19 protein-coding genes are annotated in these 26,983 nt (G+C 46.5%); 11 read left to right on the top strand and 8 right to left on the bottom strand.

The window, feature by feature from the left end; genetic code table 11:
• Positions 1-239 precede the first annotated feature (239 nt).
• Together ACFW2W_RS24415 and ACFW2W_RS24410 are read right to left on the bottom strand one after the other, a co-directional pair.
• On the bottom strand, positions 240-2,105 hold the full coding sequence (locus ACFW2W_RS24415; protein ID WP_378184368.1) for a protein kinase: 1,866 nt from the start codon (positions 2,103-2,105) through the stop codon (positions 240-242).
• A 255-nt stretch (positions 2,106-2,360) separates the two neighbouring features.
• Positions 2,361-2,903, bottom strand: a complete 543-nt coding sequence (locus ACFW2W_RS24410) for a GIY-YIG nuclease family protein (RefSeq protein ID WP_378184367.1) — start codon at positions 2,901-2,903, stop codon at positions 2,361-2,363.
• A 426-nt stretch (positions 2,904-3,329) separates the two neighbouring features.
• Between ACFW2W_RS24410 and ACFW2W_RS24405 the strand changes: the two genes are divergently transcribed.
• The 3 genes from ACFW2W_RS24405 (at position 3,330) to ACFW2W_RS24395 (ending at position 9,575) form a co-directional block, all read left to right on the top strand.
• Complete coding sequence (locus ACFW2W_RS24405) at positions 3,330-4,979, top strand: ABC transporter substrate-binding protein (RefSeq protein ID WP_378184366.1); 1,650 nt, start codon at positions 3,330-3,332, stop codon at positions 4,977-4,979.
• A 237-nt stretch (positions 4,980-5,216) separates the two neighbouring features.
• Positions 5,217-6,119: a VWA domain-containing protein gene (locus ACFW2W_RS24400; protein ID WP_378184365.1), complete on the top strand. Its 903-nt coding sequence runs from the start codon at positions 5,217-5,219 to the stop codon at positions 6,117-6,119.
• 180 nt (positions 6,120-6,299) lie between these two features.
• Positions 6,300-9,575 carry a tubulin-like doman-containing protein gene (locus tag ACFW2W_RS24395; protein ID WP_378184364.1) on the top strand — a complete coding sequence of 1,092 codons (3,276 nt, stop codon included), beginning with the start codon at positions 6,300-6,302 and terminating at the stop codon, positions 9,573-9,575.
• 275 nt (positions 9,576-9,850) lie between these two features.
• On the opposite strand, the gene ACFW2W_RS24390 is transcribed toward ACFW2W_RS24395, so the two are convergent.
• The 3 genes from ACFW2W_RS24390 to ACFW2W_RS24380 all read right to left on the bottom strand — a co-directional run bounded on the left by ACFW2W_RS24390 (position 9,851) and on the right by ACFW2W_RS24380 (position 10,900).
• Positions 9,851-10,174: a hypothetical protein gene (locus tag ACFW2W_RS24390; RefSeq protein WP_378184363.1), complete on the bottom strand. Its 324-nt coding sequence runs from the start codon at positions 10,172-10,174 to the stop codon at positions 9,851-9,853.
• A 78-nt stretch (positions 10,175-10,252) separates the two neighbouring features.
• On the bottom strand, positions 10,253-10,375 hold the full coding sequence (locus ACFW2W_RS24385; RefSeq protein WP_378184362.1) for a hypothetical protein: 123 nt from the start codon (positions 10,373-10,375) through the stop codon (positions 10,253-10,255).
• Between the two features lie 24 nt (positions 10,376-10,399).
• Positions 10,400-10,900, bottom strand: coding sequence for a pentapeptide repeat-containing protein (locus ACFW2W_RS24380; RefSeq protein WP_378184361.1), 501 nt, complete (start codon positions 10,898-10,900; stop codon positions 10,400-10,402).
• A gap of 434 nt (positions 10,901-11,334) precedes the next feature.
• On the opposite strand from ACFW2W_RS24380, the gene ACFW2W_RS24375 reads away from it, so the two are divergent.
• Complete coding sequence (locus tag ACFW2W_RS24375; RefSeq protein ID WP_378184360.1) at positions 11,335-13,815, top strand: GH116 family glycosyl hydrolase; 2,481 nt, start codon at positions 11,335-11,337, stop codon at positions 13,813-13,815.
• 250 nt (positions 13,816-14,065) lie between these two features.
• On the opposite strand, the gene ACFW2W_RS24370 is transcribed toward ACFW2W_RS24375, so the two are convergent.
• Positions 14,066-14,392, bottom strand: a complete 327-nt coding sequence (locus ACFW2W_RS24370; RefSeq protein ID WP_378184359.1) for a hypothetical protein — start codon at positions 14,390-14,392, stop codon at positions 14,066-14,068.
• Positions 14,393-14,746: 354 nt separating this feature from the next.
• Between ACFW2W_RS24370 and ACFW2W_RS24365 the strand changes: the two genes are divergently transcribed.
• The 7 genes from ACFW2W_RS24365 (at position 14,747) to ACFW2W_RS24335 (ending at position 23,325) form a co-directional block, all read left to right on the top strand.
• Positions 14,747-17,809, top strand: a complete 3,063-nt coding sequence (locus tag ACFW2W_RS24365; RefSeq protein WP_378184358.1) for a zinc-dependent metalloprotease — start codon at positions 14,747-14,749, stop codon at positions 17,807-17,809.
• A 757-nt stretch (positions 17,810-18,566) separates the two neighbouring features.
• Entirely contained in the window at positions 18,567-21,296 is a 2,730-nt protein-coding gene (locus tag ACFW2W_RS24360) for a zinc-dependent metalloprotease (protein ID WP_378184357.1), read from the top strand.
• Positions 21,293-21,415: a hypothetical protein gene (locus ACFW2W_RS24355; protein ID WP_378184356.1), complete on the top strand. Its 123-nt coding sequence runs from the start codon at positions 21,293-21,295 to the stop codon at positions 21,413-21,415. Before ACFW2W_RS24360 ends, ACFW2W_RS24355 begins: the two co-directional genes overlap by 4 nt.
• Before the next feature lie 422 nt (positions 21,416-21,837).
• The gene (locus ACFW2W_RS24350; RefSeq protein WP_378184355.1) at positions 21,838-22,425 is read left to right on the top strand and encodes a Panacea domain-containing protein; all 588 of its coding nucleotides are present in this window, start codon (positions 21,838-21,840) and stop codon (positions 22,423-22,425) included.
• Positions 22,397-22,774, top strand: coding sequence for a hypothetical protein (locus ACFW2W_RS24345; protein ID WP_378184354.1), 378 nt, complete (start codon positions 22,397-22,399; stop codon positions 22,772-22,774). Before ACFW2W_RS24350 ends, ACFW2W_RS24345 begins: the two co-directional genes overlap by 29 nt.
• 144 nt (positions 22,775-22,918) lie before the next feature.
• Complete coding sequence (locus tag ACFW2W_RS24340; RefSeq protein WP_378184353.1) at positions 22,919-23,110, top strand: DUF6888 family protein; 192 nt, start codon at positions 22,919-22,921, stop codon at positions 23,108-23,110.
• Positions 23,107-23,325: a DUF6887 family protein gene (locus tag ACFW2W_RS24335; protein WP_378184351.1), complete on the top strand. Its 219-nt coding sequence runs from the start codon at positions 23,107-23,109 to the stop codon at positions 23,323-23,325. Before ACFW2W_RS24340 ends, ACFW2W_RS24335 begins: the two co-directional genes overlap by 4 nt.
• Positions 23,326-23,572: 247 nt before the next feature.
• On the opposite strand, the gene ACFW2W_RS24330 is transcribed toward ACFW2W_RS24335, so the two are convergent.
• On the bottom strand, positions 23,573-25,078 hold the full coding sequence (locus ACFW2W_RS24330) for a M16 family metallopeptidase (RefSeq protein WP_378184349.1): 1,506 nt from the start codon (positions 25,076-25,078) through the stop codon (positions 23,573-23,575).
• Between the two features lie 122 nt (positions 25,079-25,200).
• On the bottom strand, positions 25,201-26,847 hold the full coding sequence (locus ACFW2W_RS24325) for a M16 family metallopeptidase (RefSeq protein ID WP_378184347.1): 1,647 nt from the start codon (positions 26,845-26,847) through the stop codon (positions 25,201-25,203).
• Positions 26,848-26,983: the final 136 nt, after the last annotated feature.

The raw sequence follows: 26,983 nt of genomic DNA, 5'->3' as shown, positions 1-26,983 counted from the left end.
GTTGGGTTTCGTCCCTCAACCCAACCTACAATTATTAGAATTTTCTCAAAACTGACAATTAAAATATTTAACATTTTCGAGCATCAGTTGGGTTTCGTCCCTCAACCCAACCTACAATTATTAGAATTTTCTCAAAACTGACAATTAAAATATTTAACATTTTCGAGCATCAGTTGGGTTTCGTCCCTCAACCCAACCTACAATTATTAGAATCATCCCAAAACTGACAATTAAAATATTTAACATTTCCTGGCAGCAGACACATTGTAATCGTGCATATCTGCATCCCAAATACTGATGTAAATAACATCACAATCTTGGCGGACAATCATGCCTTTTAAGGAGCCTTGAGTAAAACGATAAGAACTCAAGCGACGCTGTTGCACTTTTTGCAGTCCATCCTTAATGTAATTGTCGGCTCCACCTTTTAATAATCCATCCAAAGTAGTCTGCATTACTTGAGGATCGACCGATTGAGCAAAGGATGCTTCGGTTTGGCGAAGACGACCAGAATTCCGATCGAATAAGTAGCCGAGATCGATCTGATTTGGCACTAAGTTATAGATGACAGCGCGGGTTCTCCAAGCGCCACTGACATCTGTGTCTGGGTTGCCGAGGGATGCTTGTATAGCGCTTCTTGATGTACCGACGGGAAATGCGGGAACGCTTGAAACTGGACGATTTGGATTCGGGTTATTGTTTTCGGGGATGGGTACGGCGGGAGTTCGTGCAGGTTCGGGAGTTCGTGCGGGTTCGGGTGTCGCAGATTGAACGGGTGCGGGTTCGGGAGTTTGCGCTGGTTCGGGTTCTGGCGATGTTCCAAGGGGACGATCCCTTTCAGGCGATCGCTCCGATCTTGGGCTAGGAGAGGCGGCAATAGGCGGCGGCGTCGCTTCATCCTGTCTAGTCGTTGAATTTTCAGGTGATGGAGAGGGCGATGTCTCCAGAGGACGATTTCTTTCAGGGGTTCGTTCTGTTTCTCTGGTGGTTGGTGCTGATGTTGATGCGGGAGAGGAGGCGACGGTAGGCGATGATTCCGGTGATTTGCTTAAAAGTCGGCTAAGACCGACAATAGCACCGACCAAGGTCAATCCACCCACAATGCCTATCAGCAAAGGATTCCATCGCCGTCCTTGACCGACTACTACAGGCGGAGGGTTAACTTGAGGGGTACGCGGGGAATTAATGGGCGCAGGCGAAACGTTCCTCCCACCACCTGGAGACACGGCAACGGTTGCCATATTAGAAACTCCAGCACCCCCAGCCGAAGCCACCGTTGGAGTTGCACCCGATTGCAAGGCATCGAGCATTTCTCTGGCAGTAGAATAGCGATCGCGCGGATGCGACTGAATCGCCTTATCCAAAACAGCGACAAAGCTAGGACTAATATTCGCTGCGGATTGATGCCACAAAATCTCCCCCGTTCGCGGATCGGTTGGTAAATCTTGCGGTAGTTTCCCGGTTAGTAGATAAATCGCCGTCAGCGCCAAACTATATACGTCGCTGGCGAAGACGGGTTGCCCGACTCCCTGTTCCGGAGGCATAAATCCCGGCGTGCCAATTACAATCGAGGCGGGAGAATTACCTGGATTCACCGCCGCGTTCATACTTTCCTTGACGGCACCGAAATCAATCAATACCGGCTTCCCATCCCGTTGCCGGATAATAATATTGTCCGGTTTGATATCCCGGTGAATTATGCCCTTGCTGTGGATATAATCCAAAACGGGCAGCAGACTGACAAGTATTTCCTTAACCTGATTTTCAGGCACTAACCCCTGAGTTTGCACCTTTTTCGTCAGAGTTTGCCCCTCAATGAATTCCTGCACCAGGTGAAACTGCCCAGCTTCCGAAAAGTAGGCGTACAACTTGGGAATTTGATCGCTAGCTTCACCCAACGCCTCTAAAATAGCCGCTTCCCGTTGGAAGCGATCTTGAGCCATCTGGAACATCTGGGGATTGTTTGCCATCGGCTTCAGCTGTTTAATTACGCAGCGACGCCCTGACGGCATATGAGTATCTTCTGCCAGAAAGGTGTTGCCAAATCCACCACTTCCCAGCGTCTGGATAATGCGATAGCGATTGTTCAACAGGTGTGGATTCATGGGATGTCAGGGCGATCGGGGTTGCTTGGTGCAAGGGTAATATGGGTGTTATAGAAGCGAAGCATTTGTGCAGAAATCAGCAACTAGGTCAAATTAACATAGAACCTCTCCCCTAACCCCTCCCCTCGTAGGGGAGGGGAATTTGCCCCCTTCGCTACGAGGGAAGGGGGTTGGGGGGTTAGGTTTTTGTTTATATTTATACCCATTTACTTACCAAGATGATGACCTAGAAATGTCTGCACAAATGCTTCGTCCTTACTTCAGGTCAAGTAAGCCACTTTCTTTTAATTTTGGATTAAAACGGAGTTCTTCTTGAACTCCACGGGATTTGAGCTGCTGAAAAATTTCTTCTTCAACGCGCCGTGCTACATTTTTTAACAGCTTCCCTTGCCCGACTTCATCCATCGCTGGACTTGTAAACTTAGTTTGTTCCTCAGCCGTCATTGCTAGTTTGGCATCAATCGGCTCGTTCCATGCGGCTTGTTCGGAACCATTGCCAGCGGGTACGGCACCATTTTCTTCAATCCAGGCATTGCGAATGCTTTCTAGAAGGGTACGGTTTGGGCGATCGCTAGTGTGGGCTTTTAGCCAATAGCAGCGTTCGTGTTGACGTACCAAATGTTGCTTGAGGCTGAGATTGATATCGCGGGAATAGTTGATCAGTTGCAGCACTTTCTCTCGATCAAAAATTGCGTATACGCCAATTTTTCCCTGCAATTTCTCCGGTAAATGCCCGGTTTCGTCAAGGTAAGGGATATATTCTAGGCTGGCAAGAGATGGAATGTCGTCAGAAGTCATCGGTAGTTTTTGATTTTTTTATTTGACTTTTTGATAATCTCACAGAGGTGACTAGAATGAATTTAGGAAAAAATATTGATAATGAATTTATTCCTAAATTCGGATTCAGGCTTAAATTCAGATGTTCTTCCTTTGGGTGTCATCTTACTGCCAGGAAAGCGCTAAAAAATAATTATCCTTGTCTCTACGCTTCTTAGCTCACGCTTCACCAGCCTAGTCAAGGATAATGCACCTTAACTATCTTAAAGCGTCTGGGGCGGCGAACGTTGCCGAGCTGCCAATAATTGAATGATTAAGATATAATATCAATTTTTTTAATCTGAATGAATCCTGATGCCAATGGGGATGACACAGTGGCTCTGTCTGGCAGAAGATTGTAATTATTAGAATAAATAGTAAGTATGGCTACCAGGGAGATTGGGAGAATTGAATACGCAAGGCAAATGGATCTGTGATGGTGTACCGAAAAACAATCAACAGTACCCAAGCAATCAAGCCCATCCACCCCAGGAAAATCACGGGCCAGACTGTATTGTTTGTGGCTTGCCTAGAGAGGCAATGACTCCTCAGAAAAGCCAGAAAACGGTCATTTCTAAACCGCCCGGTTCTAAGCCTTCACTTGTGCTGCCAATCCTGATTTTGGTTGGGATTCTGGCGGCACTGGCGGGGGGATTTGGCTTGTATAAACTGACACAGGGGAATAAACAACCGGCAATCGTTGCGTCTCCTGAGACTCAATCTCCCACGTCTAGCGACAATGCACCAACGACAACTGCCGATCCGCAAGCGATCGCCAGCGATACCGCTGACAATGCCGAGTTGATCAGTCAAGGCGAGAAAATCCTGTTAAAGGATGCCACAAATTCCCAAAAAACAGCCGCAGCAGTAGCGTTTGCCCAGAAAAATTGGGAGGATGCGATCGCCCAATATCAACAAGCGGTTAGCGTCAACCCCAACGATCCCGAAAGCAAAATTTACCTAAACAACGCTAAAGCCAAAAAAGCCGGGAATCCCCTGACAATGGCAGTGGTGGTTCCCATCACCCCCAGTCCAGACACGGCGAAGGAAGTTCTCCGGGGTGTGGGACAAGCGCAAGACGAGTTTAACCAATCTCCGGCGACACCCGGACGCTTGTTAGAAGTCGTGATTGCCAACGATATTGACCCGGTAAAAGCAGTTTCCCTGGCGCAAGACCTCACCAAGTCACCGAATATTTTAGGCGTTTTGGGACATGGGATAGATAAGGGTTCTCAGCAAGCGATCGCCATGTACGAACAAGCTGGGTTAACCGTCCTTTCTCCCATCAGCACTAGCATTACTCCCGGTTCTGGCGGTCAGTCTACCTTGCAAACCATCCCTCTCGCCAAGAAAGCCAACGAGTTGCTGGGTACTTATCTGCAAACCGTCGGCACCACCTTAGCAAAATACGCCGCTACAAAGTCCTCAGCGCCGTCTGTGGTGGTTTTTTACAACGCCGATAGTCCTTACAGTCAGCAATTAAAGCAGCAGTTTACCACTGCCCTGTCTAAAGTTAACGGCAAAGTCGTTAAAGAAGTAGATGTCACTGGTGCCAACTTCAATGCTGCTGCTGAGATTCAGAATGCAACTGGGGCGGGGGCGAAAATTGGTTTCTTGGCACTGAGTAAGAATAAAGTAGATCGAGCGATCGCTATTGCCAAAGCCAATCCCACTGGGGCGCAAGGGTTACAGTTAATTGGCGGAGATGAACTGTATAATCCAACTATCCTCACCTCTGGCGGCGACGCGATTAAAGGCATTGTGCTGGCAGTTCCCTGGAGTTCTCAACCCAACGATCCCTTCGCCAACCAAGCTGCCACGATTTGGAAAGGACGTGTCAGCTGGCGCACTGCTACCGCTTATGATGCGACGAAAGCCTTAACGTCTGCTTTTAGTCAAAATCCCTCTCGTTCGGGCGTATCTCAGCTGCTGAATCAGGGAGTTGCAATCGGCGGCACTGCTACCGATTTTAATGTTCTCAATGAAGTGCCGCTTGTGCAAGCTGTGCCTGGTTCTAATGGGCCACCGGGATCTAAGTATGAATTTAATCCGATTTAGAAGAGAACGAACCGCCTTAGCGTTCGCGTAGCGGCGCGGATGCGCTTAGCCATGCGCGTTAGCGCTTTAGACGCAGAGGACGCAGAGGGAAGAGAGGAGAGGAAGGAAATATTTTTGCTTTAAGTGGAGTCCGGAGTGGGCAGTTAAAGGACTGTAGTGTATAGTTTGTTTTTGCTTGTCATGAGTTGTTGTTGTTAATGACTCATGACTCATGACCAATTTACAACAGGGTTCTAAGTGAGTCGTTCTCGTCGCGGTTTGTGGTTGTATCCGTTATTCCAGATTCCGTTGATGTTGCTGGGAGCGTGTATAGTCGTGACGGCACTCATCTGGCTGTTAGGATTAGGTAGACCGCCAGTAGCAGTTGCGATCGCTCTCGATCTGAGCAGCAGCACTTACAGTACGGAATTTAACGCCCCTGGTACAGTAGTGTACCAAGAAGTAGCAGCGGTGCGGTCGTATTTGCAACAAAACGCCCAACAGTTGAGAAACAAGAACCAGATACAGGTTTTGGGATTTGGGGGAGTTGTGCGATCGCTTACGGGTGATTTTAAAACAGACAGTCAACAAGTGGACGCTGAATTAACCCAAGCATTGGCAAATCCCGATTTACCTCAACTGTTAGCAAACAATACGACAGATATTAACTTAGCGATTCAAAAAGGCACGGAAGCACTTAGCGCTATTCCACAAAAACGCTGCCGCGAATTACTTTTAGTCACCGATGGCGGTGCTAACGTATCACCAGCCATTATCACCAATGCCGTGAATCGCAAAGTTAGAATCAATACAGTCGTGGTAGGGGCAGAATCTCTAGAATTGCGAGGTGCAGCCTTGGCTACTGGCGGTATTTACCTGTCTGGCAAACAAAATAATCTAGAAATGCTCTTCATCGACACGTTTTTTACCCGTTTCAACAGTAACCTCAAATGGCTTATCCTTAGTCTAGGTGCAACTTGGATTGCCCTGATGTGGACGCTAATTTTACCCCTAGATCGGTGGCTGTTTCAAGGTTTAATCGGTCTCGATCGCTCGCTTTCTGGTCAATTATCCTTAAGCCATGCCCTATTTTGGAGCGTTTTGACACCTTTGATTGTTTGGCAGCTATTTAATTTATTGGATATCGTTGTTAGATGTTAGTTGTTAGAGGGTTTATGAAGTTCCTGGCAAATAGAATTCGCGGCTATACAAACCAAGTCCGCCTGCGCGGACTTAAGACGGATACTATATTCTAAAACCTGCTCTCGTCAGGTTTTGTTTGTGTAGCTGCAAATTGTATTCGCCCGGTTTTAAAAGAGAGCTAAATAGGAGAAAAACATTATGGCAGTAGAAGAGAAAAGCATGGTTCCCACTGTATTAGTGGGTATCGGTGGCACCGGACATGAAGTATTATCACGAGTGCGTCGCTTAGTAGAAGAAACTTATGGCAGTCTGCAAAATTTCCCCCTGATTAGCTTTTTAATTATTGATACAGATAGAGAGTACAAAGTCAATAATCCTGCCGCCGCCGGTTCTCCTTTTAAAGACAATGAAAAATATTGGGCAAGTGTTGCTGGCAGTGAAGTTAAAAAAATTATGTCGGACATGGGAAACTATCCCTGGATTGAGAGTTGGTTTCCTACAGAATTAGAGCGGAATATTGGGGCAATTGAAGTCGGTGCCGGACAAATTCGCAGTTATGGGCGATTTGCTTTTTATTGCAATTATCACAAACTTCAAAGACGTTTTAATGAGGCTGCTGATGCCGTTAAAGGACACGAAACCTTTATGCGCGATCGCTATGGCATTAAGGTAGATACAACGGGTTTAAATGTCTTTGTGACGGGTTCTCTATCGGGTGGGACTGGTAGCGGAATGCTGATTGATATCGGCTATTGCGTCCGCCATTGGTTGCGGGGACAAGCGAGTCCGATGGTGACGGCAATTGTGCCAATGCCGACGGCTTTCGCTAGTATTAATGTAGGCGATCGCGTTCTCGCTAACGGTTACGCTGCTTTGATGGAATTGAGCTATTTTTCTGACTATAGAACTGAATATATTGCCCAATTTAGCAGTGGTTTGGTAGACGAAATTCGCAGTAAATCTGCGCCTTTTGACTTTACTTATCTGGTAGGAACAAAAAACGGCGAAAGTGAATTTACTCTCGATCAAATTCGGGAGATGATTTCCCAAAATATCTTCCTTGATTTAACTTCTGATTTTGCACCTTATAAACGTTCGATTCGAGATAATATTAAAGGATCTTGGGCGCAGGCAGATCCCGGTGGACGCGGTTATCCTAAGAATTTTATGAGTTTTGGGTTATCTACGGTAGAAATTCCGATAGCTCAAATTCGCACTTCTTTATCAGATAGACTTGCCGCTGATTTTATTCGCTGGTGGCTAAATGAATCGGTACAGTTGCCGCCAAATGTATTAGAAATGGTGCAAAATGACCTAAAACGGATGCGCCTGACAGAAGCGGAACTGATTGCAGATTTATCGGCGGCTGGTGACAGGTCATATATAACCGAAATCTCCGCTTGGGTAAACTCTATCCGCAATGAAATTGCTACGGATAATAAGTTGCAATGTACCCAGCAAGGCGTAAATATTGTTGGTGCAGAAAAGGGTAAGATTCTGCAATTTTTAGACTATCTCCAGCCAAAAGTTGAAGAATATAAAGCCAATCATTTGCGGAAATTAAGCCCGGATGAGCGATTGCACGGGGACTTCTTGCAAAAGATGTACGATAACCGCAACCGCATCGTGCAACAAGGACGAAAAGCGTTAGAGGAAGAGTTTTATCGGATTATTGAGGATCGCACGAGAGGGTCAAAATTTGCCGATGCTTTCGTGACGGCGGTGCGTCAAATTTTTGAAAATGCCGCCGAAAAGTTCCGCCGCGAATCAGAAAAAGTTTGGCAACCAAAGGAAACCGAACGACAGCGAGATTACGAAAAGGCGCTGCAAGATATTACTGAATTTAAAAATAAGTTTGCCCTTACCAAGCACGCAGATATGGAAAAATCCTGCGAGTTAGCGCTAACGGGTTTAGAAGGTAGCTTGGTGGCGACAATTCAAACTCAAGCTAGATATTTAGGTTTAGAAGTTATTACCAGAATGCTAGAGCATCTGGATGAATTAAACCGCAGTTTGGCACGCTTAAATCAAAAATTGAAGCAAACCCGCGATGATTTTCAGCAAAAAGCCGATCGACAAGCGGATAGTGCTGATGCTTTGATTGTGAATGGCATTAAGCTTTATAACCGCGAAGAACTCAATGAATTATATCGAGATTTAATTGAGCAACAAGCAGGTGCCAGCGAAGGTTCTAAGAGTCGCTACGAGTTGGGAATTGATGGGATTTGTAGCAATTTGTCAGTTCAAGTTCTCGCACAAGCAAGTCCGCTGTGGAAGCGCAACCGTGCGGCGGGTGAGGTAATGCGGCTATTTGATGTGCCGAATTTGGCGGATGTGCAGGAGAATGACTTTAAAGAAATTATTGGCGATCGCGCTAAATTAGTCGTGATGAGTGCGCCGGAAAGCAGCCGATTGAAGCGGGAATTGGCAGCTTGCGATCGCTTATTCAAAGTCTTCAACAACGACGAAGCCGAAATTCGCAACCGCATTGGCACTGCCTACAGCAAATCGAAGCCGTTGATTTTACTTTCTGATGCCGTTCTCAAGCGCCAAGACGCAGGCTTTACCCCCGCACTCAATGCCAAAATTGCCCTAGTTGGCGGACGCAACAGCAGCGATCCAGCGGCAATTAAGCTCATCCCCATTCTGCGGGAGAGAGTTGGTAGCAACGAAGGCATTACACCTCTGGGAGAAGCTGAACGTCACCGGATTGTCTTTGTACAAGAAATTGGTGGTTTTTCCCTGCGCTGCATTGAGGGAATGCCGGAGTTACAGCAATCTTATCAAGATTGGAAAGGACAATCCATTCAGGCAAAACGGGCGCAACTTAAAGGCGAAAGCAAAGAACCTCCGATTCCCGTTCACATTCAAAAAGAGCCGCCGTTTTGGGATATCTTTCCCGAAAATCCAGAGATTTTCCGCCTCGTTGTACAAGCAAGGGCGTTACAAGTTTTGCGAATAGAAGAAAATCGCCTAACCAAAGAAAAAGTAATTCGTTACACCCGACAAACAGTGATTGGTTCAGAAAATGTCGATATCGCCTCTAGTTGGGAAGAAGCGGTGCAAGTGCTGCAAGTGTTAGCGTGTCGCCCCGATAAAGAAGAAATTCAGCGTCAGGTGACGGCAAAATTAACCCAAGTTGACACGGTGCAGAAAAAACAAGCGCTGTATCACCAACTTAAAGCATATCTGGATCGGCGTGCCGTCGAACTAGAAAAAGAAGGCGCAACCGATAGCCTGAATTACAAGCGCGAAGCAAGAGTCATTCAGGAGATGATTGAAGCTTATAAACTTTATTCACCGGGTACTCAACTTGTTGATTCTCTTGCAACTCAGCCGATTGCGATAGCTTCAAATCATTCTCCGACTCCAGAGACTCGCACTCACGTTTTCTGCACCAACTGTGGAAATCAGAACCCAGCGAACTCAAAGTTCTGTTCCAAGTGCGGCACTAAATTGGTGCAATTGAGCTAACATCAATTCTCATTCCCTGGCTTTGTCTGGGAATGAGAATTGATTTCTTAAACAAGACAGGACTTACGCAAAGCTTATACATATAGCGTTATTGTCGGTTCAATCCCCCTGTGGTTGCCCTCAGATGTGGTGATGTGCGGCGAGTCCTGACAAGAGTTTCAATCTATCTCCATGAGTAATGTTTAATCCTGCTAGCAGCTACGCTGGGGAAGGGTAACTTCAGTGTTAGCTAAGCTTTATTAACCCTTGTTGCAACTATTATTTCAGGCAAGTTGTTACTGCATCTTTCTATAAATGGCACAAAGACGAGTCGGTTTAAATATTTTTGCTTTGAACATAAAGTTCGGCGGCACGTTGATAATAATATGCTCGTCAGATTCTTTATATTTTTCAAATTCTGCTGGCATTCCTTTGGGAGTTGCAGTGCTGTAAGGAACGGGTTGAAAAAGTAATTCTGTGAACTCAACCGCTTTCCAGTTTGCCTGCTCGGTAATTTGCGTGAGAAAAGCTTCACCTGTTAATAAACTGAACAGAGCTTCTTTCGCTTCTGGAGCAAGCGCAAAACTACTATCAAAGTTCTCGACAATTTTAAGACCCATTTTACAAATACACGCTAATTAATCAACAACGGTCAACGCGCTGCTATTGGAAGACAAACTATGTAGACCTAAGATATTTTACCCATAGATGGAGAGTAGATGGAACGCGATCGCCCGTTGATTGATCCAAGGGATGCTTCTAGACAAACGCCGCGCTCTCTTTCTTGGCTCTGGGCGATATCCTGCTTTGGTTCTATGCATCCCTTAAGATGTTCCCAATCATTTTCACTCATGGATACTGCCATCGGGCATAATTGCCTGAGTCAGGATGGCTCCGCTCAAGTCAACATCCAACAAATCGGCTCCTCTCAGATTGGCTCGACTCAAATTAGCTGCATACAGCTTCACTCCATTCAAGTTAGCTCCGCCCAAAAAAGCTTCACTTAAATTGGCATAACTAAGGTTAGTGCCACTGAGGTCAGCTTTCCACAAGTTCGCGCCAGTTAAATTGGCTTTACTGAGGTCTGCTCGCTTTAAGTCGATTGCAGCCAAATCGGCTTGACTTAGGTTAGCTCCAATTAGGACAATTCCGCTTAGACAAGCAGTTCTTAGATTAGCTCCCATCAAGTTGAACGTAGAAATGCACAGCTTGCCTGCCTGCATTGTTACCTTGCTAAAGGTTCTTTGTCCGGTTGCGTATCGTTTGAGAAGTTCGTCGGCTTTTTTTTGAACCAACTCTGACTGTGGATTCGCTGACGATTTAGTTTTCTTAGAGATAACTTCCATATTAATACTCTGCTAGTTTAAATTGAATATATTCTTATCATCCTCCTTTAGGCATAAAACTAAGCATTGAAAATGATAAAGAATCTATAAAAATTCAGTGAAGTTTTCCATCTCTTAGAGTTAAAGGAATAATAAAAAAGTTCCTAAAAAATAAACTTATACTGCGATTTCTTAATATTGCTCTATACACCTGATTATATATATCTGTATGTAAAAAATAGATTAAGTTCAGTATTTTTTAGGAGAAAACTACAAGAAGCATTTTCAAAATTAAGTAAGACTACGTAATGTGCAATGCTAAATGTGCAATGCTAATACATTTTGTTTTTTGTTTGCAGCATATAGACTTCTTAGCCCTCCAATTTATCGGGGAGCTAGGGAGGAGCTGACAAAATTTGGGTAACCGAACGAACGAAAGACCGTAAAATCAAGGCATGATCTATCAACGCCCTCGCCCCGAAATTCCCGATTGCACTTGGAGCCGTCCCATTGGTCTCGGCTGGGACAAACCCTACACAGTTCGCTACGCTAGTAATCTCGACGATGGCCCCTGGCACGGGATGCCCTTGGGCGGCTTTGGATCTGGGTGCATCGGTCGTTCCTCGCGTGGCGACTTTAACTTGTGGCATTTGGATGGCGGAGAACACGTCTTCCGGAGTCTGCCTGCTTGCCAGTTCAGCGTCTTCGAGCAGCCAGAAGACTCACCCGCGCAAGCTTACGCGCTTTGTACAGAACCGCCTGAGGATGGGACTTTATCCCGGTGGTTGTGGTATCCGAGTCAATCAAAAAGTGCAGAGAAATCGGACTCAGCAGGCAGCACTGGAACCTATCATGCGCTGTATCCCCGCAGCTGGTTTGTCTATGAAGGGGTGTTTCAGTCTCAGTTGACGTGCGAGCAATTCTCCCCCATTTGGGCGGGTAACTATCAAGAAAGCTCTTATCCGACAGCGATCTTTCACTGGACTGCCCACAATCCTACCGATAAGCCGATCGTGATTAGTATCATGCTGACGTGGCAGAATGTCGTGGGTTGGTTTACGAATGCGATTCAATCTCCGGAAGTGCGGGTGCGGGATGATGGCAGTCCGGTTTACGAATACCAGCCGCGATGGGGGGACAGTACCGGAAATTTAAATCAGTGGATTGTGGACTTCCACCGAGTGGGGTGTCTGCTAGATCGGGTGAGGCTGCACGATGAAGTCGGAGAGGGGGAAGGACAGTGGGCGATCGCAACTGTCACTAATCCTAGTTTAGAAGTCTTCTATCACGGTCGTTGGAATCCGATTGGGGATGGCTCAGATATTTGGGATTTATTCGCTTGTAATGGTTCGTTGCCAGATCGAGAAGATGAAACTCCGGCATCACCGGGAGAACAAATCAGTTGCGCGATCGCTGTCCGGTTTACTCTGAAACCTGGGAGAACTCGCCAAATTCCCTTCATCGTCTGCTGGGATTTTCCAGTTATGGAATTCCCACAGAGTGCGGAGAAACCAAATTCTCTGGGCACTCAATACTACCGCCGCTACACCGATTTCTTTGGTCGAAACGGCAAAAATGCCTGGTCGATGGTTCGCACCGCACTCAAGCAAGATGATATGTGGAAGGATGCGATTCGGGAGTGGCAACAGCCGATTTTGCAGCGTCAAGACTTGCCCAATTGGTTCAAAATGGCGCTGTTTAATGAGCTGTACTTACTTTGCGACGGCGGCACCCTCTGGACAGCAGCTTCGGAAGATGACCCCGTGGGGCAATTTGGCGTCCTAGAGTGCTTGGACTATCGCTGGTACGAAAGTCTGGACGTGCGACTTTACGGCTCATTTGCTTTGATGATGCTCTGGCCTAAACTGGACAAAGCGGTGCTAGAAGCTTATGCACGGGCGATTTCCACCCACGACGAGACGCCCCGCATTATCGGCTATAACCAAGCCGCAGCGATTCGCAAAGCCGCCGATGCGACGCCCCACGATTTGGGTGCCCCCAACGAGCATCCGTGGGAGAAAACGAACTACACTAGCTATCAAGATTGCAACCTCTGGAAAGATTTACCCTGTGACTTTGTGTTGCAGGTTTATCGAGATTTTGTCTTAACAGGTTCCACAGATATCGAATTTTTGCGCGAGTGCTGGTTGCCGATTGTGAAGACGCTTGCCTATGTCAAGCAATTTGATATCGATGGGGATGGAATTCCCGAAAATTCGGGTGCGCCCGATCAAACGTTTGATGATTGGCAGTTGCGGGGGGTTAGCGCCTACTGCGGCGGCTTGTGGATTGCGGCATTGGAGGCAGCGATCGCCATTGGTGAAATCTTACACAAGTCTGAGTTCAATTCCGAAGAAAATACCCCTGATTATCAATTACCGATTACCAATTACCAAACCTGGCTAAAACAATCCCGACAGGTGTATCAAGAACAACTCTGGAACGGTCAATACTACCGGCTCGATAGCGAAAGCGGCTCTGATATCGTGATGGCAGATCAGCTATGCGGTCAGTTCTACGCTCGTTTATTAAAATTACCCGATCTCGTGCCGTTTGAGTGTGCCCAATCTGCTTTAAAAACTGTCTATAATTCCTGCTTCTTGAATTTCAATCGGCACCTCCCAACTTCCCAACCTGCAACCATTATCGGTGCCGTTAATGGCGTCAAACCCGATGGGACACCGGCAAATCCCGACGCAACTCATCCGCTGGAAGTTTGGACTGGCATTAACTTTGGGCTGGCGGCATTCATGATCCAGATGGGAATGAAAGAGGAAGCCTTCCAGATGACGGAAGCTGTGGTGCAGCAAATTTATGACAATGGGTTGCAATTCCGAACCCCGGAAGCTATCACCGCAGCCGGTACTTTTCGCGCCAGTCATTACCTGCGAGCAATGGCAATTTGGGCAATCTACGGGGTGATGACGCACTTTTAACGGCAGTATCCTAATACTTTTCGTTATCCCAATTTCCCTAGGTGATGCTACACATTTGATTCCCCCAACCGCCCGCTCAATTGGGGGGCGAAGAGAAGCTTAAGTGTAGCGGTAAAAATATGAAATGGGATCGTTTTTTACCACAAATCGCTACAATCTTTATTCATCCAGCTTTTCAGCTTATTTCGTCGCCCCTTCAGCCTACATTTACTAGAAAGTTATAACCAATAACTCCAGCTACGCTTTTTAACTATCCAAAATAGCTCTCACCTTCACCCTCGATTTGACTTAAAGATGAATTGAAAGCAGAGGTTTTTTTAGGTGAGGGATCGGCTGTAAATTCTGCAAAGGCATCAGCATCGGTAGTCACTTTACTACTTGTCGTAAATATCTCAGTCAAAGCCTCAGTAAAAGCCTCAACCTCCACAGGCGTGTGACTAAATTTATTCAGTTCTACTGTTGCCTCAGACTTGGCTAGAGTTGCAGCCCAACCAGGCGCAGCAACGAATGCAAAACCAGCCATCAAAGGCGTTGCGAACAGCAAGAAGCGTAGGCTGGGACGTTGTTTGGTTATCATAAAAACCTTATTTTCCTATGTCGCTACAATTTTTGAAATGAGAATTTTGACCTGCTTAAAGTTGCAGATCGAAGCAATGAACTAACAAAAGAACAATTTAATCTAGACTGTTTTTAATAACGATAAACAGTCTGTTTGTTAAATGGAGACATCCATTTAACAAGCATTTGGGTTACGCTGAAAAGACTGGCGAAAAAAGTTTTTACTGCACTCTAGCCGAAAACACAGATAGAAACTTTGTACGTAAGTATCGTAATTCCAGTTTTCTTAATTTAGTGTAAAGTTCCAGTAAATCTACTGAAATAGTTTTTAAAGATTTGATGAAGTAGAAATTGTCATCGGATGTTGGACAAAATGAAAAAATTGCCGTTCTATCTATTTGTTCTACAAGGAGTGCTGTTAGGGATAGAGCTACAGGTAGCAGCGCAGCCCCTGGTGCCTCTAAAAGCGGTGGAAAGGTTAGGCGATCGCCAACAGATGCAATCGCCCAAAGCTGCTGTTACCAAGAGTCAGCAGCTATCAGGAAGCCAGAAGTCAGACCATTTTACGAATAAATTGCCACAGATTCCTCTTGATAAGAGGAAATCAAATACGTTACCTCAAAAAAGTGAATGGGTATCAGCATCAGAAATTCCTGCTGCTGATTTCACGTCTCCGTATTCTTACGTATGGGTCATCAAAAACAGCCAAAATCAGCCAGAACAACAGCCTTTTGCCTGGATGGTCAAAGATGCCAAAAAACAGTATGGGGAAGGCAGTACGGTGCCGCTACAACCGATACTGGGGTTGCTGAAAGATACCAACCAGGCAGCGCTTCAGATGGCAGAGGCGGGTAAAGTAACTAAAAAGTCTGGGTTTGATGAAATCGTTAAAAATACGGAGAAGGTGGAAGGGTTGTTTACCCTCTACCGCAACAAGAAGACAGGCAAAATATATCTGGAAATCAAGCCAGAACAGCTAAATAAAAACTTTCTCGGCACCGTGACGATGGAATCGGGGATTGGAGAACGCGGTATTTACAGCGGAGTTCCCCTGAGTGATTTCCTGTTTTATTTTCGTCGCGTGAACGAAAATTTACACTTTGTGGTTCGCAATGTTAACTTTCGCACGCGCTCTGGTGAGCCGCAAGAGCGATCGCTCAACCGGGCGTTTAGCGATTCCGTCCTCTACTCGCTAGACATCAAAGCGACTCATCCGCAACGCAAAACCCTACTTATCGATATGGGTGACTTGCTACTCACCGATTTGCCTGGGTTAACTTCAATGTTAAAAACGTTTTTGGATACTTCCTACCGCCTCGACAGCAGCAAGTCGTATTTCGACACTGCCAAAGCCTTCCCCTTCAATATAGAAATTTCCTCAATTTACGGCTTCTCGTCTACGAGTAGCCAGGACGCAAATTTAGCGACTTTACCTGATAGCAGGGCACTCAGCTTGAAGGTACATTACAGTTTATCCCAGCTACCGGAAAACAACGGCTATATTCCGCGTCTCGCTGACGACCGCATTGGCTACTTTATCACCGCCTACAAGGACTTCTCTAGCGACAACCGCAGAGAACCTTTTGTTCGTTATATTCATCGCTGGCACTTAGAAAAACAAGATCCGAAAGCATCCCTATCACCACCCAAGAAACCAATTGTCTTCTGGATTGAGAATTCTGTCCCGGTTGAATACCGCGACGCCATCCGCGAAGGCGTTCTGATGTGGAACAAAGCCTTTGAGAAGGCGGGATTTAAGGACGCCATTGAAGTGCGGCAAATGCCGGATAATGCCACCTGGAGTCCCGCAGATGTTCGCTACAACACGATTCGCTGGATCAATTCTTTAGATGGATATTCTGCTAGAGGGCCATCGCGAGTCAATCCGCTGACTGGCGAAATCTTAGACGCCGACATCATTGTAGATGCCAACATGGTGCGATCGCTCAAGCAGAGATATCGCACCCTCGTCGAGTCAAGCGAGTCGTCGGGAACCGGGTTATTTTCCCAAATTGCGGAGAATCGCAATCTCTGCAACGGATTGGGGAGAGGAACAGAGGGACCTCAATCATCTACCCCAGATTTCTCGCAACTCCTACAAGACCACGATCTCTGCTACGGCATGGAAGCTGCCACTCAATCAGCGATGGGCGCGATCGCATTATCGCTGGTTCACAATGTCTTGCCTAGCAGCAACGAAATGAAAGAATTTGTGCATCAATATATCCGCCACCTGATTGCCCACGAAATTGGACATACTTTAGGGTTGCGACACAACTTCCACGGTAGCACTCTCCTAAAGCCGGAAGAATTGAACAACACCGACATCACGCGCCTCAAAGGAATGGTGAGTTCGGTGATGGATTACGTTCCCGTCAACTTGGCACCCCAAGGCGTGAAGCAAGGAGACTATTATCCAGCCATTGTTGGCCCTTACGACAAATGGGCGATTGAGTACGGTTATAAACCGAGTGAGGCAACGAATTCTGTGACCGAGAAGCGATTTTTAGAGCAAATTGCCTCCAAATCGCCTCAATCAGAATACGCCTATGCCACGGATGAAGACATCTTGGATCTCGATCCGGGTGCCAGTCTTTGGGATTTGAGTGGGGATGTGCTGCGCTACTCGCAGTCGCAGATGGACAACGCCCGAATGATGTGGGGGCGTTTGGATAAGCGTTACCCGTTGCAAGGTGATAGCTATGAAGAAATGCGCCTGTTGTTTAACACGATACTAAGTTACTACTTCAGTAATGCTAATTTGATGAGCCAATACATTGGTGGACAGTCATTTAGCCGCAACCACGCCGGAGATCCCAATGGGCGTTTGCCGTTTGAACCCGTGCCCCTGGAAAAACAGCGCGACGCATTGACAAAACTAGAAAAGTATGTTTTTGCAGCAGACGCTTTTGATTTTCCGCCGCAATTGCTGAATCAGTTAGCACCGTCGCGCTGGAGACACTGGGGAAATCCGATCCCGATTTTCCGACTAGATTATCCGATTCATGAAAACCTACTGTTGCAGCAAAGTCGCATATTGCGATCGCTTCTATCAGAAGATCGCCTAAATCGTCTGCGCGACATTGAACTGAAGACGAAACCAGGGGAAGCGCTGACGCTACCGGAACTCTTCGACACTCTGCAAAATAGCATCTGGACAGAGGTGCAGCAATCTGATCGCAAACCCGCGAATATTTCCAGCCTCCGCCGTTCCTTGCAACGCGAACATCTGGAAATCATGCTGGGAATGGTGTTGCGGACTGAATCGGTACCGGAAGATGCCCGAACCCTAGCATGGTACGAACTGCGCCAACTGCGGAAATCGTTGGATAGTGCGTCGAAGCAGAAGAACCTCGACACCTACACCAAAGCGCACCTTCTCGAAACACGCGATCGCATTAACAAAGCCTTAAACGCCCAGATGGAATCGAAATGAATCCACGATCAACTATAAATGGTGCAACTTTAAAGAGAAAACCTAACCCCCTTCCCCCTTCCCGATTCCGGGAAGGGGGAGAAATTTACCCCTCTCCTTGCAAGCTACGGTGTACACACATCTTTGGTTAAGTGGCAAAACGTTGATTGATCCCCCCTACCCCCCTTAAAAAGGGGGGAAATAAAGTCAAAGTCCCCCTTTTTAAGGGGGATGCAAGGGGGATCAAAACGGGACTTGCAAGTTTAAGAAGACTTGTGTGTACACCGTAGCCTTGTAGGGGAGGGTTAGGGAGAGGTCAAATCCAGGTGAAACAGCCATCCGCTATTAAATATAAACTTTTTTGGTTTTTTGGCTGGCGCATAGTATTTTTAGACTGCAAAGCGGGAATCTTAAACAGGGAGACGCTACTGCACTCAACGATGGCGTTGAAGACGATGCTCAACTTTAGCGTGCAAAATAGCTCTCTAGGTTTTGTTGAAGAGAAACCAAAGGATTTATGTGCTATCTTCAGTCCCTTTTAGATGATGTTTATAAAGTACCTGGTGAAGAGACATCAAAAGATTACAAATCGTTCGTGCCAAAGCAGATTCGGAAAATCCGGAATTTTGAAATTTGCGTGGGTAGGTTTTTTGTATATCTGGTACAGACTTTTTGCCACCATGAACAAGCTTTAGAGATGCGAAATTCGGCATTTCTACTTCCCAAACCATCATAGTTTCAACTTGAATCAGTAACCGTCAATCAGTTTAATAACAATATGAAAAGATCGCCATTTTACGTGTGTTTTCTCCTGGGACTATTGCTCGGAAATGTTTCTTCAGCTAAAGCCGCCATCACGAACGCTGAAAAACCAGTCGTAAATTCTCAGGTTTTAGCTAAAGATACAAATATAGAAAATTCAGATTTTCAATCCTTCGACGAGACGGTTAAAGACACTCAAAAACTGGAGGGATTATTTACCCTCTACCGCAATAAACAGACCGGCAAAATATATCTAGAAATTAAACCAGAACAGCTCAATAAAAACTACCTTGCCACCATAACCTTAGAATCAGGGATTGGCGAACGCGGTCTTTACAGTGGAATGCCGCTGCAAGATATGCTTTTCTACTTTCGCCGGGTTAACAACAATTTGCATTTCGCCGTCCGCAACGTCAACTTCCGCACCAGTTCCGGCAATCCAGAACAGCGATCGCTAGAACGAGCCTTTTCTGACTCCGTTCTCAGTTCCCTGAAAATTATCAGCATTCATCCGCAACGTCAAACCATTCTCGTCGATCTAGGGAACCTGCTGCTAAGCGATTTACCTGGATTAAGTTCGTATTTAAAAACTGCTTTGGAGGTTTCCTACCAGCTAGAAGAAGACAAAACCTATTTCGGCGCTGCCAAAGCTTTTCCCCTAAACATGGAGATTGAATCGATTTACGGGTTCTCCAACCCTAGTGGAGAGGACGGGGTGTACCTGCCGACGCTGCCTGACAGTCGCGCGCTTTCCCTCAAGGTACATTACAGTCTCTCCCAGCTACCGGAAAACAACGGCTATATTCCGCGCCTTGCCGACGAACGGGTTGGCTACTTCACAACGGTTTACAAGGATTTTTCCAGCAAGAGTGGCAAAGATCCGTTTGTGCGCTACATCCAGCGCTGGAATCTAGAAAAGCAAGATCCCACAGCTTCCCTGTCGCCAGCCAAAAAACCAATTGTTTTCTGGATTGAAAATACTGTCCCGGTTGAGTACCGTGACGCCATCCGCGAGGGCGTTTTGATGTGGAACGCGGCGTTTGAGAAGGCGGGATTCAAGGATGCGATTGAAGTGCAGCAGATGCCAGATAATCCCACTTGGGACCCGGCTGATGTGCGCTACAACACGATTCGCTGGTTCAATTCTTTGGATGCCGCATTTGCATTAGGACCGTCGCGGGTCAACCCATTGACTGGGGAAATCTTGGATGCTGACATTATCGTGGACGCTGACTTTGTGAATTCGTTCAAGCAGGAATATCGCAACCTGATCGAACCAAACCAGAAGGGTAACAGCAGTTTTTGTAACCGTGGCTTCTTGCCTTCTCACTCGTCTAAACAAGGTGTAGAGGCGCGTAGTGGTGCCAACGGACAGCCAAAATCTTCGTTATTAGAACAGGATGGTCACAACCATCGGTGCGAGGGAATGCAATTTGCCAATCAGATGGCAGTTGGGTCGCTGTCGCTGTCACTATTGCAGAATGTCAGTCCTAGAAGCGATCGCATGAAAGAGTATATTCATCAATTTGTGCGATCGCTGATTGCTCACGAAGTCGGACACACTCTAGGCTTAAGACACAACTTTCGTGGCAGTACCCTCCTAACACCAGAGGAATTAAATAACACCGACATCACCCGCGCCAAGGGGATGGTCAGTTCCGTCATGGACTATCTGCCACCCAACTTGGCACCCCAAGGCGTCAAGCAAGGAGATTACTATACCAGCAAAGTTGGTGCTTATGATGAGTGGGCGATTGAGTATGGCTACAAACCCAGCGGCGGGGTAATTCCCATCGCCGAACAGCGGTTTCTCGATGAGATTGCCAAAAAATCGAGTCAGCCGGAATTAGCTTATGCCTCTGATGAGGACAGCTTTGACCTCGATCCCACCGTGAACCAATATGACATGAGTCGCGATCCGCTTGGTTACTCGCGATCGCAACTAGATATCGACCGCCAGCTATGGGATCGTCTCAATAAAGGTTATCCCGGCACCGGAGAAAGTTACAGCGAAGTCAGCGATCGGTTTAATACCGCGTTCATGCACTATTTGCAAAACGTGTTCTTGATTACTAAATATATTGGCGGACAATCGTTCTACCGCGATCGCCCCGGAAACCGCAACGGACGCTTACCCTTTGAACCTGTGCCAGTCGCCAAGCAGCGCGAAGCGTTAGCAGCATTACAAAAGTATGTCTTTGCTGAAGACGCTTTTAATTTCCCTCCGGATCTACTCAATAAGTTAGCACCCTCGCGCTGGATGGATTGGAGCAACGATATTGCAATTAATCGCCTTGATTTTCCCGTTCACGATAGTATTTTCTTCCCGCAAAGCATTGTTTTGAGAGAAGTGCTATCTGGCGATCGCCTCAACCGTCTGCGCGACCTGGAACTGAAGAGTCAGCCAAATCAAGCCCTAACATTACCAGAACTATTTAACACCTTGCAGAGTGACATTTGGAGTGAGTTGCAGCCAGCAGACAACAAATCGGTGAAAATATCCAGCTTTCGTCGCGCTTTGCAGCGAGAACACTTGCAGATACTGATCGGCATGGTATTACGGACTGAGGACGTGCCAGAAGACGCTCGGACGCTTGCCTGGTCGAAATTGCGCCAATTGCGCGAAGACATCAACAACAGCCTCAGACACCGGAGTGGGAACTTGGACGAATACACCAAAGCGCACCTCCAAGAAACACGCGATCGCATCTCTAAAGCCTTAGATGCTCAGATGCAATCAAAGTGAAACAAATAAGTCGCGATCGCGACTTCAAAGATACACTCATCACACCCGTTGGGGTGTTTGAAGTGATGCAGGCGATCGCCAAAACCGAAGGTAGTCTGTCACACCCTGAAACCGTTTAGTTCTTCGACAATATGAAGCAAGAAAAGCGCTTCACGAGCGATGTTTGAGGTGTGCAGTTGCACTTCAAGCCATCAAACAGGTGCAAAAAGACAACTAGCCCAAAGCTGAACGATGGCTCAATCGGTTACATCAGTCGGAGGATGGTCAAGCATCGGTTAAACAGGTGGTGCAACCGTTGCGCTTCTATAACTTGGGATTGCAAGCTTTAACCAAAGGAGTCAGGAGCTACGAATCAAAATCCAGACATTTCCTGACTCCTAAATTCTGCTAGAAGATGTAGTTAGTTGGTGCATTCCCCTATAGTCATCTTGTAAAAAAGTAGTAAACTTGTACCATATACTTGCACGCTTCGGTTATAATAATATATATTTCCATAAAAATGCTACAATTAAAAGTTTGTCCCGTTTTACGGGTCTGAGCTATGATCGATTGTCTCAATGCGGCTCGCTATTTCATTGTGAGAGCTTACGAGGACGGTATAGAAGCTGAAATGACCAACATGAAGGTTCAAAAGCTTCTGTATTATTCACAAAGCGTACATTTGGCATTGTACGATGAGCCATTGTTTGATGAAGTAATCCAAGCATGGCGATATGGCCCTGTATGCCCTCCTGCTTACAATTTTTACAGTGAATTTGAAGCTAAGCAATTACCTATCCCAGGCAAAGCATTCTTGTTGCAGATTCCTAATGAGAAGAAAAAACTTTTAGAAGAGATGTGGGGATATTTTGGTGGGTACCATGCCTATCGACTTAGTGAGATGACACATTTGGAGTTTCCTTGGAAGAAAGCTCGAAAGGGTTTGCACAGTCAAGCAAGTTCAACTGAACCGATTCTTATTGAGGATATGAAAGCGTTAGGTTATCAGAAGCTTGATGTGATAGAGCGTGACAACCCCGCGTATGAATCTGTGATGTCCAAGATATTAGAGGATGCTTGTAACTCGGAATCCTCAACTCGCATTAACCAAGGAGAAGTGCGTGACTGGCTCAACTCCCTTCTCGATTGAAGAATCCGAAAATTTCAGGCGTTCTTTCAAAAAACTTGCAAAAGCTTATGGGGCTGATTTTATTGAGCTTGTCGCGGATACCTTGGAAGATTTAACTGAAGACCAGTATCCCATGAATTCCCGTAGTGAACCTTTACCTGGGAAAATTCAGTTACCTGAAGGATGGACGTTTCATAAGCTGGAGTTAAGGGTTTCCAAGGGCGCTTCAGGACAAATCAGATTGATGTATTTAGTCAGTACCACTGTATGCGTAATCAAACCTATATGGATTTATAGCCACGAGCAGTTTGAGAAACGCCCTGCTGACAAAGAGCTGAAGAGTGTTATCAAAGGAATTTTAGACTGTTAGCTTTCACTTTAACCAAACAGGAGTGTAGCGAAACATATTACGGACTCTTGCGATCGCACTTTTTTCCTAACCTGTATTTAGATGCGATCGCTTCTCATGGCTTTACGCTTTGTATCGTCAGTTGGTAAATTAAGCTAAACAAAGATGGAACCTACAAACCAGCAAACTCAGGGACTTTATAAACTTTGTTATCGACTTACTAACGTTATTTACCTGGGATGGCTGTATAAAAGCATTGAACTTGTCCGGTTAGATGAGCGTACTGGCAATTTATACGTACTAGCTGGAGAGAATTTGGACTTTGAGATAAAGCCAACTGGAGGATACGAGCCATGACAGCAGCTAACTACAATGCTATGAGCCTTGATGAGTTACGTCGATATGTTTTGACTCATCGAGAAGATGTTGATGCCTTTAACGTATACATCGATCGCTCAAAAGCTGCGGGACGCACGATCGGTATAGACTTAAATGACGCTCATTGGGAAGAAAATTTAACTAAGCAAATTCAACAAATGACACCTGTTGAGGGTGAATCAGATCAACGGTAGTCTTGCCTAACAAATCGTTAATTTAGCTTGTTATTAATCAACACCGTTTCAAACAAACAAGAGTGCAGCGAGAGATATTACAGAAGGAGCGATCGCTCATCTACAGTAATTTAAGATGATGAGCGATCGCTCGTAGCTAACAGAGAGCTAGGGCGATTGTTCAGAGGAGAAAATCCGGTGAGTCTGCATTCGCTTCATTATCTGAATATTGCTTCTGACTCCTGATTTTGTTCTTCTAAACTCAGCACTAACTATTTTTTGATGCCCCTGGAATTGTAATATCCACCGACGTAACATTAGGCGTGATGCTGGTTAGCGGCGGCTGAATCGCAGCAGCATTTCCGACCACCAGCGTGACAATGTTTTCTGGCTGGAGATATTTTTCGGCAACCCGTTGAATATCCTCAATCGTGGTTGCTTCCACCTCCCGGCGGTAACGGAAGATAAAATCCTTCGGGTAGCCATAATATTCATATCGCATCAACCGCGATAGAGTTTGGCTGGGATCTTGGAACTTAAAGACAAAAGAATTGAGTTCCGATTCTTTGGCGTAAGAAAGTTCTGCTGGCGTCACCGAACTTGTGCGGATGCGCTCGATTTCCGATAAGACGCCTTTAATGAAGGGTACGGTCGCATCTGAACGAGTTTGTCCCCCAGCGAGGAATACGCCTGGGTAGTCATATTGAGCGCCCCAATAACCGTACACCGTGTAAGCGAGACCTTGGCGCGATCGCACTTCGTTAAACAACCGTCCGCCAAAACCGTTTAACACTCCATTTAATACTGACAGAGCCGCAAAGTCAGGACTGTTCAATTGACCGCCCAGATGACCCATGACAATATTACTCTGCGTCAGCTGCGGCTGATTCACCAGAAACACGCCTCCCTGCTTTGCCTGTTCCGCCCCTGGTATCGGCGGGTTTTGCAGTTTGCCTTCTGGCTTCCAGTTCCCAAACTTTTCCTGAATCATCTGACGCATCGTCTTACTGTCAAAATCCCCCACGATGCCCAGAATCATATTCTGAGGATGAAAATATTTCTGGTAGAAACCAATTAAGTCATCGCGGGAAATATTGTCTAACGTTGCATATTCTACGGTGCGAGCATAGGGGCTATTGTTGCCGTAGACTAATTTCTCAAATTCGCGGGAAGCAATGTCACCAGGATCGTCATTCCGACGGGCAATTTCACCGCGCTGTTGCGTCTTGGCTAAATCTAGCTTTTCGGGTGCAAAAATCGGCTCTTCGATCACCTCAGCAAACAAACTAAATACGTCCTTCAAGTCTTCAGTGAGAGTAGTAAAGTCAGCAGTACCGACAGTGCTAACAATACTGCTCTCTACCGAAGCAGCTCGTTGTTCCAACAATTGGTTCAGTTCATCGCTTGAGTGCTTCGCGGTTCCGCCAGTCCGCATCACTTCCCCAACCAACGTAGCCAAACCTACCTCGTTTTCCGGTTCCAGACGACCGCCAGTGCGAATCATCGCCGTGCCACTCACGAGGGGAAGTTCGTGATTTTCCATCAGATACACAATCATGCCATTGTCCATCTGATAGCGCGTGTACGGGGGTACCTGAATTTCCGGCAACGGCGGAAACTTCAACTCCGTATAATGCCGCGCTGTATCCGCTACCGCTGGCATCAAAAACGTCAAAAGTAAAAAGGAGAAAGTCAAAAGAAACAGAAAATAATTTTTCTTTTGTTTTCCTTTGCCCTTCTTCCTCAAATTCTGCCTAAACCACTGCATACTCATTCCTCTTCCTTCTTCCTCTTCCTCTCAGACCTCAGACCTCAGCCCTCAGACCTCAGACCTCAGCCCTCAGACCTCAGCCCTCAGTCCTCAGTCCTTAAACCTCAGTCCTCAGTCCTCTTCCCTCAGCCCTCTTTCGGGAGAATTCGCCCAATTGTCCGGTTTTGTGGCTGGAAAGTTTCTTTCGCTACGCGCTGAATATCTGCGGGTGTCACCGTAGCGATCGCATCTAGTTGCTTAAACAGGTTCCGCCACGAGCCAGTTTTCACTTCATAGTCCACCAGCGACATCGCCATGCCCATATTAGAATCGAGCGATCGCAATAAATCAGCTCTTGCTTGGGTCTTCACGCGATCCAAATCTAGCGCCGCTACGGGTTCCGTCTTCAGCCGCTCTATTTCCTTGCTCAAAGACGCTGCCACTTCATCCACTGTATGACCGGGAGCTGTCAGCGCATAGAACAGCATCAAATTCGGATACTTATCTCCCGGAAAGCCACTAAAACCTTCCGCATTCAGAGCCACTTGCTGCTCTTCTACTAAAGACTTGTAGAGGCGAGAAGTCCGACCATCGCTCAACAATCGACCGATCAATTCATAAATCGCATGATCCGGATGATTCATCGCCGGACGGTGATAGCCTTCTAGATACCAAGGTTGGGATTGCAGCCGCAAGGTAACATCCTGCGATTTCGTTTGCCTGGGTTCCGTCGGTAATTGCTCCCGTGCCGCCGTTCTAGCTTTGTAACGTCCAAAATAAACTTGAGCCAGCCGTTTCACTTGGGCTGGGTTAACATCCCCAACGACGGCGATTGTTAGCTTGCTGGGGACGTAGTGAGTGTCAAAAAACTTCTGCACATCTTCGCGGGTAAGATTGCGGATGTCTTGGTCGTAGCCAATCACTGGACGCTTATAGGGATGCACTTGAAAGGCTGCGTCGGTAAAAGCTTCAATCATTTGACCGATGGGTGAGTTATCGGTTCGCAGCCGTCGCTCTTCCAGAATGACTTCCTTTTCTTTGTAAAATTCTCGAAACACCGGATCTAAAAACCGCTCCGACTCCAGCGACATCCACAGCTCTAACTTGTTAGAAGGAAAGCTGTAGAAATAGACCGTGGAATCTGTAGAGGTCGCCGCATTTAGACCGACGCCTCCAGCTTGCTCGACAATCTGACCCAGCTCATTTTGCTTGACATATTTCGCTGCCTCGGCTTCAACCTTGTTAAATTCTGCCTGCAACGTTGTCACTTCTGCCGGTTTCTTTGCCGCTTTTGCTGCCTGAATTTGTTCGGCTAACTCGTCCAAACGGTCTAAAAGCGGCTTTTCTGCCTTGTAGTCCTGCGTGCCAATGCGCGTGGTTCCCTTAAAAGCTAAATGCTCTAGAAAGTGAGCAACGCCCGTTTTGCCATTGGGTTCGTTGGCACCCCCCACATCGGCATAGGTGTAAAACGACACGACCGGCGCTTGGTGCCGTTCCAATACAATAAACTTGAGACCATTATCTAAGCGAAACTCTGTCACCCGCTGAATCACGCGGTCTAAGTAGGGCTGAATCGATTCAGCCGTGGCAGGTTTCACATCCGCCTTTTCAAGGGTCTGGGTACGAGCCAATGCCACATTGGGCTGCATACCCCACGCCAGCAGGATAGCCAGCAGAAAAGCTAAGATGCTTCGCCACTGACGCTGTCTTGACCGCTGAGGGCTGGTCAAATCCCGTAACAGTTGCGCTGTTGTTGGGATTGATACACAAAGGAATCGACAAAACTGACTCATACAATACTAAAGATTAAGCAGCGCTAATTCCAAGATATTGACTGTAGCGTGGATTGTGTGGTGTTAACAATCTGTGAAGGTTTAGGTGATTGATTACTCGCCTATAGCACAATTGGATTAGGGTGTTAGTGGTAAT

The organism is Coleofasciculus sp. H7-2, from assembly GCF_042747725.1.
GTDB lineage: Bacteria > Cyanobacteriota > Cyanobacteriia > Cyanobacteriales > FACHB-T130 > FACHB-T130.
The sequence above is the reverse complement of the archived record's forward strand: the minus strand, read 5'-3'. Positions and strand labels throughout refer to the sequence as shown.